This is a genomic window from Nocardia wallacei (assembly GCF_029869545.1).
In the GTDB taxonomy this organism is placed as follows: Bacteria; Actinomycetota; Actinomycetes; order Mycobacteriales; family Mycobacteriaceae; genus Nocardia; species Nocardia wallacei_A.
This window is the reverse complement of record NZ_JARWQD010000197.1, coordinates 1-2,186: the sequence shown is the minus strand read 5'-3', so window position 1 is coordinate 2,186 and position 2,186 is coordinate 1. Positions and strand designations below refer to the sequence as shown.

General features: G+C 67.0%; 3 protein-coding genes. 1 reads left to right on the top strand and 2 read right to left on the bottom strand.

Going from position 1 to position 2,186, the window contains the following annotated elements:
- Positions 1–484: 484 nt before the first annotated feature.
- Positions 485–844 (bottom strand): histone-like nucleoid-structuring protein Lsr2, encoded by a 360-nt coding sequence (locus QH290_RS16040; protein WP_280383646.1) that lies wholly within the window; start codon positions 842–844, stop codon positions 485–487.
- Positions 845–1,587: 743 nt separating this feature from the next.
- On the opposite strand from QH290_RS16040, the gene QH290_RS16035 reads away from it, so the two are divergent.
- Positions 1,588–1,974 carry a hypothetical protein gene (locus QH290_RS16035; RefSeq protein WP_280383644.1) on the top strand — a complete coding sequence of 129 codons (387 nt, stop codon included), beginning with the start codon at positions 1,588–1,590 and terminating at the stop codon, positions 1,972–1,974.
- On the opposite strand, the gene QH290_RS16030 is transcribed toward QH290_RS16035, so the two are convergent.
- Positions 1,935–2,186: SDR family oxidoreductase (locus QH290_RS16030; protein WP_280383642.1), on the bottom strand; the 252-nt coding region annotated here is incomplete at its 5' end. The two genes, QH290_RS16035 and QH290_RS16030, sit on opposite strands and share 40 nt — an antisense overlap.

Below are 2,186 nucleotides of genomic sequence, written 5' to 3'. Positions count from 1 at the left end.
ATCCCGCGGCGGGCCGGCCGGGCGCGCCCCCCTCTCGCCCCCCCGGGCGGGCGCCCCCCCCCCCGGGGCGGGGGGGGGGGGGGGGGGGGGGGGGGGGGCCCCCCCCCCCCCCCCCCCCCCCCCCCCGCGCTCGGCACACGGATGTGTGCCGTGTCTTTTGTCTTTTGTCTTTTTCCGTGGATTTGGTCCGTTGAGTTTGGTTGGTTTGGGTTTCCGGCTCGCCCCCGTCCCCGGTTATTTTGACCACCCGTGGTCAAGGTACGCAGATCGCGGGTGGTCAAAATACCGGGCGCTTGCGAACGGAGGGGACGGGGGCGAGCCGGAAACCCGCAGCTCAGAGAGCTGCTGGCTGGCGATTGACCTCTGGATTGCCCCCTGGGCAGACGCCTGGATTGCCCCCTGGCGCACCCCCTGGACCCATTCTCGGGGTCAATCGAGGGGTCATTCCAGGGGTCGCTCCAGGGCGTGTGTCGGCGGCTCATTGTCACAGCGCAGACGGCTCCGGTGCCGAGGTCTGGGCGGCACGGTAGGCGGTGACGATGTCTTCGGGAACGCGACCGCGGGCGGGTACCGGGTGGCCGCTGTCCTGGGCCCATTTTCTGATCAGCTGAGACTCGCTCGATCGTGTACGGCGGGCTGATTTTGCTGCCTTCTTCTTGGTGACCCTGCGCGCTTTACGGATGAACGGTGCGAATGCTTCGTCCATCTCCCGCTCACTGTCCGGGCCGAGATCGACTTCATAGGCGATGCCACGGACGGAGAACGGCACAGTCGTCGCGTTCGAGCAAACCTCTCCGGTGAGATCATCGGTAATTTCGACGACCGTGTGAATCTTGCGTGCCATGAGGTGAGTCCTCTCTCTTCTGTAATCCCCTGTGTGCTGATGTCGGCACGAGGGGCGACAACGGCGGTCGACGGCCAGCACGGGTATGCATGACTCGATTTCGCCGCCGAGATTTGTGTGCTGACTTCGTGCGGTACGAGGTGAGCGGTAGCTTCGACAATGATTTGGGAATTGCCGCCGTGGGTCCCGGGGATTGCCGGTCGGACGGACCGTGCCGAGGCGCATTGGTGCCCGGTCCCTTGTTGGGCGAGTGCACTGCGCGGGCAATCGGGTCGCTGTCGTGGCGTGGCCTGTTGCGTGCATCGGTAACTACGCCTCGCTGGCACACGCCTGGCATCCACGGCCGGATTGCCTGTGATTGCATGGCATATCGCACAGACGGGGCGCCCGACGATGCCGGGCCGGCTCGCAGGTTGCGAGCGATGTGCGGCCTTCAATCGTCGAATCGCAGCCGATCGGAGCAGCGGCGGGCAGCTATCACCGAGTACCCGACCGGCGCCGACGCTCGTACCGAACATCGGGCGATGGCTGCTGCCCTGTCTCGAGCCGGGCTGATGTCGTGTCAGTGGACGCAGCTGGTGGCCGCGCACTGGCTCGACCTCAGCGATCGGCGCGCGCGTCCACCTGGCCCAGGCGCTCCGCACAGGGTTCATCAGTACTGTTGACATTCGCTTTCAATTCGCTTTAGATTCCCTCTGTGCCGACTGTACAGAGGTCGGCGGACTGTGGGGAGGAATCCACGTATGCGTATTCGTGCAGTTGCGATGTTGGGAGCAGTACTGGCTGGCGGCGGAGTCGTCGCCGCGGTCTCTGCGGGCGCGGCGTCCGCGATCGTTCCCGTCGGGGTGCCGGCGGAAGGTGTGATCGGCGTGGGCTTCGATCACGGCGAAACTCAGGCGCTGTCCAACAGCCCGGTGCCGGGGATTCTGGGCATGGGATTGCTGGCGCCGATCACGTCGGTACATGTCGATCCGGAGTCGGGGATTCCGAAGGAGAACGGTCAGATACTGGCCGACATGCCGACGGTCTGGCGAACCGCGGCCGATGCACCGAACGGCAAAATGGTTGTTGCCCTGGTGGATCCGACGCGCTACGACGGCAAGGTCATACTCGTCGCGGAATACCAGTAGTTTCGGGCACCTGGACGGGCGGGCCCGGGCGTTGCCGCGGCCGGCGGGCCCATGCGCAGCAGGCCGCCGGCGACGACATCGGCCGCGCCGGTGACGTACCCGGCGGCCGGGGTGGCAAGGAAGGCCACCACCGCCGCGACCTCGCGCGCGTCGCCGGGACGGCCCAGCGGGAAGCCGGGCCGGGGTTCGGTGCGCGGATCGACGCCCTCCTG

Coding starts and splice junctions, on each gene's coding strand:
- QH290_RS16040 (WP_280383646.1), bottom strand. CDS start 844: ATGGCACGCAAGATTCACACGGTCGTCGAAATTACCGATGATCTCACC.
- QH290_RS16035 (WP_280383644.1), top strand. CDS start 1,588: ATGCGTATTCGTGCAGTTGCGATGTTGGGAGCAGTACTGGCTGGCGGC.